10 protein-coding genes and 2 pseudogenes are annotated in these 6064 nt (G+C 41.7%); 2 read left to right on the top strand and 10 right to left on the bottom strand.

The window, feature by feature from the left end:
• Positions 1-133 precede the first annotated feature (133 nt).
• From JCM14467_RS01865 to JCM14467_RS01845, 6 genes and pseudogenes are all read right to left on the bottom strand, one after another.
• Positions 134-658 (bottom strand): glycosyltransferase family 2 protein, encoded by a 525-nt coding sequence (locus JCM14467_RS01865; RefSeq protein WP_054848910.1) that lies wholly within the window; start codon positions 656-658, stop codon positions 134-136.
• A gap of 141 nt (positions 659-799) precedes the next feature.
• A complete protein-coding gene (locus tag JCM14467_RS01860; RefSeq protein WP_252900405.1) occupies positions 800-1066 on the bottom strand; it encodes a glycosyltransferase in 267 nt (88 codons plus the stop codon).
• Entirely contained in the window at positions 1032-1163 is a 132-nt protein-coding gene (locus tag JCM14467_RS20320) for a glycosyltransferase (RefSeq protein WP_444823175.1), read from the bottom strand. The genes JCM14467_RS01860 and JCM14467_RS20320 overlap by 35 nt, the downstream gene beginning before the upstream one ends.
• Before the next feature lie 493 nt (positions 1164-1656).
• A pseudogene (locus tag JCM14467_RS01855) lies at positions 1657-2052 on the bottom strand (glycosyltransferase); the annotation flags it as partial.
• Between the two features lie 26 nt (positions 2053-2078).
• Positions 2079-2384, bottom strand: coding sequence for a hypothetical protein (locus JCM14467_RS01850; RefSeq protein WP_054848907.1), 306 nt, complete (start codon positions 2382-2384; stop codon positions 2079-2081).
• A 222-nt stretch (positions 2385-2606) separates the two neighbouring features.
• The gene (locus JCM14467_RS01845; RefSeq protein ID WP_054848906.1) at positions 2607-2789 is read right to left on the bottom strand and encodes a hypothetical protein; all 183 of its coding nucleotides are present in this window, start codon (positions 2787-2789) and stop codon (positions 2607-2609) included.
• A gap of 104 nt (positions 2790-2893) precedes the next feature.
• On the opposite strand from JCM14467_RS01845, the gene JCM14467_RS01840 reads away from it, so the two are divergent.
• Positions 2894-4159, top strand: a complete 1266-nt coding sequence (locus JCM14467_RS01840; protein WP_054848905.1) for a glycosyltransferase — start codon at positions 2894-2896, stop codon at positions 4157-4159.
• Positions 4160-4201: 42 nt separating this feature from the next.
• A pseudogene (locus JCM14467_RS01835) lies at positions 4202-4704 on the top strand (PaREP1 family protein).
• 91 nt (positions 4705-4795) lie between these two features.
• Here the strand turns inward: JCM14467_RS01835 and JCM14467_RS01830 are convergent.
• Genes JCM14467_RS01830 through JCM14467_RS14980 form a run of 4 tightly spaced genes read right to left on the bottom strand, consistent with a single transcriptional unit; the run spans position 4796 to position 6041 of the window.
• Positions 4796-5197 (bottom strand): hypothetical protein, encoded by a 402-nt coding sequence (locus tag JCM14467_RS01830; RefSeq protein ID WP_054848904.1) that lies wholly within the window; start codon positions 5195-5197, stop codon positions 4796-4798.
• The gene (locus JCM14467_RS01825) at positions 5179-5424 is read right to left on the bottom strand and encodes a hypothetical protein (RefSeq protein ID WP_054848903.1); all 246 of its coding nucleotides are present in this window, start codon (positions 5422-5424) and stop codon (positions 5179-5181) included. The genes JCM14467_RS01830 and JCM14467_RS01825 overlap by 19 nt, the downstream gene beginning before the upstream one ends.
• The gene (locus JCM14467_RS01820; RefSeq protein ID WP_054848902.1) at positions 5421-5795 is read right to left on the bottom strand and encodes a hypothetical protein; all 375 of its coding nucleotides are present in this window, start codon (positions 5793-5795) and stop codon (positions 5421-5423) included. Before JCM14467_RS01820 ends, JCM14467_RS01825 begins: the two co-directional genes overlap by 4 nt.
• A gap of 36 nt (positions 5796-5831) precedes the next feature.
• Positions 5832-6041: a hypothetical protein gene (locus tag JCM14467_RS14980; protein WP_252900402.1), complete on the bottom strand. Its 210-nt coding sequence runs from the start codon at positions 6039-6041 to the stop codon at positions 5832-5834.
• Between the last annotated feature and the right edge of the window lie 23 nt (positions 6042-6064).

Raw genomic sequence — 6064 nt, 5'->3', positions numbered from 1 at the left:
AATTAAGTAATAAGTTATTATTTGATATAGGTCAGTGATAAAGATACTATAAGAAACCGTAAAAAAGTTCGAAACCTTATTAAAACTTAAGTAAAAATAGATTTTTAATGTTCTAAAATTCAATACCTTATTTTTATATGTTTAATATTAAATCATTATGAGTTACGAATCTTTTCCTTAAGAATATTGATCTTACTGGAAATACTGTATGAGCTAATATTATATGTCCTGAAAGCTTAACGTGAGGTGCTTTATTTAAATCTAAGAATCCAAACTTACTTCTAAGTTTCAATCCTAGTCTCCAGCCGTCAATGACCGCTTTATGAATTGCACAGTACTTCTTAAAGCCAGCTTTACATAGCGTCCATAATGATGCTCTCACCCTGGCGTAATAGACAGGTACTGTACTATAGTATGCCGTCTTTATGAACGCATGCTTAATAAACTTAGCTCTGATTGTATAATATGACAATAACCCTGAGCTTTTTGTAGTTAACGATACATAGTGAATACCGGATTCAACAGGTACGTAGTACGTGTAATACCCAAGGTTCCATAATCTAATTCCCAGTAAAACATCATCGGCGTATAGAAAGGTTTCATTAATAAATGGTTTTCCATCAAACCCAAAACGTTTGATTATATCTGCATTGGCCACACAATATGCTCCATCCGCATTAGTAACATGATGTGGTTTATTAATAGTTATGCAATCATTTGGCTAACTCCGCCACATATACTAATGGCGGTTAATATATCATCAACTGTCCACCCAGCTGAATTTATCAAATTTTTATTTCTAAGATATATTAATCCACTTACTGTTGCTATTTTTTTCATTTCCTTCCATGTATTCCACTAGTTTAGCTAGTGATTCTGGCATTGCTATTAGGTCATTATTAACGAAAGCTACGTACTTACTATCAGGATCCCTCGCTTCCCAACCAGTATTCATACCGCCGGCATATCCAAGGTTTTCATCGTTTCGTATTATTTTAACTCTAACATTACTTATTTTTCTCCCTTCCTCTTCAATGAATTTTTTTAATACGCTCGAAACTACCATCACTTGAGTTATTATCAACAACAATAACCTCATAATCTTTAAAATCAAGATTAAGAAATGATCCGAGACTCTTCAAAGCCACATCTATGAATCCCATGCTGTTATAATTCAGCCATACTACCGTTGCCTTAATCATTTACTATTTCGTTATCATGGTAGCCTTTATAAAGACTTTTGTTTATTTTCCATAAATATATGCTGCTTTCATGATTATTGTAAATAATTCATGAACTTAATTTGAAGATTTTCATGCTTCATACGGTATATATTTACTAACTCTTAGTATTTCATTTCCAGTGAGATCTTTACTAACCGTAAAGTTAATCATAATTTAGTCACAGTTCTTCATCATTATACATTAATATACATAACTATAAGTTCTCCTTTCAGTATTTATTGATTATCTCTAAATTGAAATCATTATTATTTGGTACGTTGAAAGCTGTAGAGAGCTCCTAATGAGAAAAATTAGCGTTATAGCTCATTCTAGCTCATTCATTACTTACCTAGCTCTAATCCTAATAAGTGAGGAAGTAATTACTGCGGTTATTAGCCACTATTTACGCTGTCCCTCATAACTCATTATTTGCTTAATCAACGGTTTTTGTCATTTCACATAATCTATTGATATACTCATTAACACTGAAGTAGTAGGCCTTAGAAATGGCGACTTTCGAGTATTTATCATAACCATCACTTAGTAAGTATTTCACGGCCTTAATTAATTCTTCACTCGATGAGTAGCCAATTCCGTACTTACCGTACTCGATTATGTCATGCCAAGGTGCTCCTGACCTAGGAACCACCGGTACGGCACCTGCCGCCATGACCTCGGCAATAACAATGCCAAAAAGCTCACGTTCCCTGAAGTGCAAGAATACCTTGGATCTACCTAGTACTCTATATACTTCGGCTATTGATGGGTTTATTATGAACGTGACATTGTGCGACAAGCTCAATTCCTTTACTAACTTAATTAATGAGCTTACATAAAGCTTTCCTGCTTGCCCACTTACTGAGCCATTATGTAGACCCTGGGATTAAGTCTCTCTTTCACTAATTCCTTGGCGATCATTATTGCCTGCTCAGGCCCTTTGGCCTTCGATAACCTGGCGAAGAACACCACGGCATTCTCCCTATCGTTAGACCTATACCTGGCTATTAAATCGGCGTCGACCGGTGGATAGAGAACCCTCGGCATTACTCCCAGGGTCTTCTCGGTGATGTATGCCGTAAACCTACTATTGGCGAGTACAAGGCGCGCATTCCTTATTATATCGTAGTTCGTAATGTAGGCCAGGTAGGCATGTATGAGCATCCTATGTGGCTTAGCGATGGGTATGACAGGTTTATCCCTCTCAATTGGTGTGTAAGTAGAAGATTAGGTTATTATGCCTTGGCACAGAGTACTTAAAGATTGGACCTACATACGGTATGTCTACGTAAACCAAGTCGTAATTATTAACCATGCCTAGAAATTTAGTGGCTGAGATCGTGGTATTTATTAAGTCACAAGGAATTGAGTAAAGTTTACCGCAACTTAATCTAAGGAACTTAATGATATATTACTTAATTTAACTCCGTGGTACTTCATTACATCCTCTGGGTTTATGTCATGACTTGTGGCAACGTGAACCTCATAACCACAGCTCTGCAGGGCCTTTATCGTGAATGGGTACATCCTCTGAATACCGCCAAACGCCCAATAAACTAACGCTTTCATTGGTATAATATGCCTCAGAGCTACTAAAAGGCTTTATTCACAATACTTATGGGCTCGTGAATTTAATTTTTATAAATTTGAGCATTAAATATTCGTGACTATTTGTGTACTCGGTCGTTGCTCATCATTACTGGGGATCACCTGGCGGTGGACAGCTTGTTTGTGCATCAGCCGTTATTGCTTTAAATAAAACAGGGCTTAAGCCGGTATTAACTGGTACGTTTAAATTTAATTCAGCTAAGTATGTTGATTGGTATGGCATTGATATTTCAGGGTATGAGGTGCGTACTTTAATGCCTATTAACGTAAAGGCCTTTGGGCTTTGGACTAGGCTCTATGTTTGGAAGCCCGTTATGGATGTGGTGTCGAGGTATGATATTAAGGCTGTATTTATTGATGAGGAGACCTATAAACCATTAACTAGGTTTAGGAGCTCGGGACTTAAGATTATTGAGTATATTCATTTTCCATTTGAGGTTGTTATTGATCCTAGGTTTAAGGGTTCTGGTCTTGCCTATGGTGAGGACCCGTACATTATGGAGAGGTATGGCAAGTTCCCAATGAATGTTTACTGGGGAGTATTCACAAGGCTACTGCCCAGGTACCTCAGGGAGAACCCGTTCAACGATGCTGACCTGGTGCTCACTAATTCGAGGTGGACGGCTGGTGTGGCTAGGCTGGTCTATGGTGAGGAGCCCACCGTGCTTAACCCACCAATACCGCCAAACATGAGTGTCCTTGGCTCGGTTAGGACCTTTGAGGAGAGGGAAGATATTGTGGTCATGCTTGGTAGGTTTAGTGAGGAGAAGCGTTATCACTGGGTTGTTAGGGAGTTAATGCCCAGGCTCCTTAGGGAAATGCCCAACGTTAAGTTGATTATTTTTGGAGGCGCGACTACGAGGACTCAGTTAGGTTACGTTAATAGGGTTGCCGAAATGGCTAGGGGGGTTGGGCTTGGCGTGAAGGTTGTTAGTGAGGGCTCTGTGCTTAGTGAGTTGGATGGTGGGTATCAGGTTTATCTTAGGCTTAATGCTCCTAGGTCTGAGATTAATGATGCTATGGATAGGGCTAGGGTTTTCCTCCATGCCACTATTAATGAGCATTGGGGTATTGCCGTTGCCGAGGCCATGGCCAGGGGCTTACCAGTCGTGGTTCATAAGAGTGGTGGTGCCTGGAGTGACTTGGCGTTGAATGGCGAGGTTGGTCTTGGTTATGAAAGCGCTGGGGAAGCCGTTAATGCCCTGGTTAAGTTATTGACTGATTCTAGGGCGTGGGGTAATTATTCGATGAAGAGTCTTGAGAGGGTTAGGGACATAACTTTCAATAAATTCGTTGATAGACTAGCCGAATTGGTGAGGAGGATTCTTTAGGGCTGTGAAGGTTTTTAAGTTGAGGAATTCGTTGTATAAATGATGGTGGTTTCACTTGAATTGCCGAGAGTAATCTACGAAAAGGCTCGAGAGAAGGGTTTAGACATTGAGGACCTCATATTATACGCATTAATGAACGCCGCGCAGCTCGACCCGAGCGAACTTGCCAAGGCGAGGCTCGAGCTTACTGAGAAGTACCTTAATGAGGCCAGGGAGTACGTGAGTAAGGGCGATGTCGCTCAGGCTAGCGAGAAGGCGTATAAGGTAGTCGAGGAGTGCATCAAGGCCCTGGCCGAGAAGTACGGCACGCCAGAGTATCAACAGGCAGTTAAGGAGGCAGGTGGTTTACTTACCTACTCGGTAGAGCTGCCAGGACGTTAAGTATTAAATTGGGTGAGCCTAGGATTGTTGATGCTTGGTCGAGGGCTTACGACCTACATGTTTGGGGCTTCCACGAAGGTAAGTATGGCGTTGACGATGTGAGGACTGACCTACCGCTCATTGAGTGGTTCGTGGATTATGTGAAGCGGTTAATAACTATGTGATGAATTGGCCTTATTGCGTATTCTCCTTTAATAGTCAACTTGATTAAAGAAACTCGACAATACACTCAGTGATATTGGTCATGTATATTACTTATGAGTACTCCCTACCGAGGACGAGGATTATGCCCAACTCACTCGTCCTCCTCCTTAAGTACTCAGCCACCTGCTCCGGCGCGTTTTCTACGGCGAGTATTAGGGCTGTGGTTTTGCGGTTGAAGAACCTCTCCGCGGCCTTTGCGTTCTCGAGTAACTTAGCTATCTCCCCCTCGGCTTCCTCGATTGAGTTGACCTTAATGGTTGCCTCACCAACGACCAGTGGGTCGTAGCATATTGCGTCTATCTCCCTGGAGCCATCCACTGGAATCGTTACATTAGCCTTAACATCACAGTGAACGCCCTTGCCCTCGAGCCACCTCTCGATCCAGTGCGCCGTGTAATACTCATAGGCGCCGCCAAGGGAATCCCTAATCTCCATCAAGCACTCAGCATCCACTTATTGAACTTATTCTGTTCCTCCTTAAACGCCCTAAACTCCTGCCACAGTCTCTCTATGTTGTCGTTTATCCTCTTTATTTCCTGCCAGATCTTGCTGTTTTCTTCCCATAACCTGTGGTTTTCCTGCCAAAGCCTCTCTATGTTCTCATTAATCCTCCTATTTTCCTCCCAAAGCCTGTTAACTTCGGTCCTCAACTCGTTCTGCCCCTCCTTGAGATTACTCACGTCGGCCCTAAGCGCATTAATATCAGCCTAATGGACTCTTGACCCCTCCTCAATTCCTCCTGACCCTCACGCAAAGCCTTAACCTCCTGCCATAATCTCTCTACATTCTCATTAATCCTCCTTACCTCCTGCCACAACTTATTATTCTCCTCCAAAAGCCTTTCTTGATTATCGGATAGTCTTCTAACCTCCTGCCATAGTTTGTTATTCTCCTCCCAGAGCCTATTCACGTCAGCCCTAAGCGCCCTAACCTCATCAATGAGCGTCCTCACAGCCTTCACCAACTCATCAAGACCCAGTAAACCAATAACGGCTAGTCTAAACTCCTCATCCTCCCTAAGTAGGCGTAGAAACTCATCCTTAAGGGACATTTAGGTGAAGATCATATATGGATTTAAATAACTTATTTATTTACCACATAGGCTATACGCAAGTTCTAGGTCCTTTCGTGTATTTATGTTTAGTAACTCAATTGACCAGGGAATTATTAGGGAGGTCCATGGTATGATACCTTGGGTCAATACCAACCTCTTTACTAGGCTTATTCCCGTGAAGTCAGTCTTACCATCCCTCTCATGCATTAGCGTTACCATTGGTGTCGTGATGTATGCGGACATTGCCAGGAGTTTCCTAATTAACT

The organism is Vulcanisaeta sp. JCM 14467 (genome assembly GCF_001316245.1).
GTDB lineage: Archaea > Thermoproteota > Thermoprotei > Thermoproteales > Thermocladiaceae > Vulcanisaeta.
Note: the sequence above shows the minus strand (reverse complement) of the source record. Positions and strands in the feature narration are given on the sequence as shown.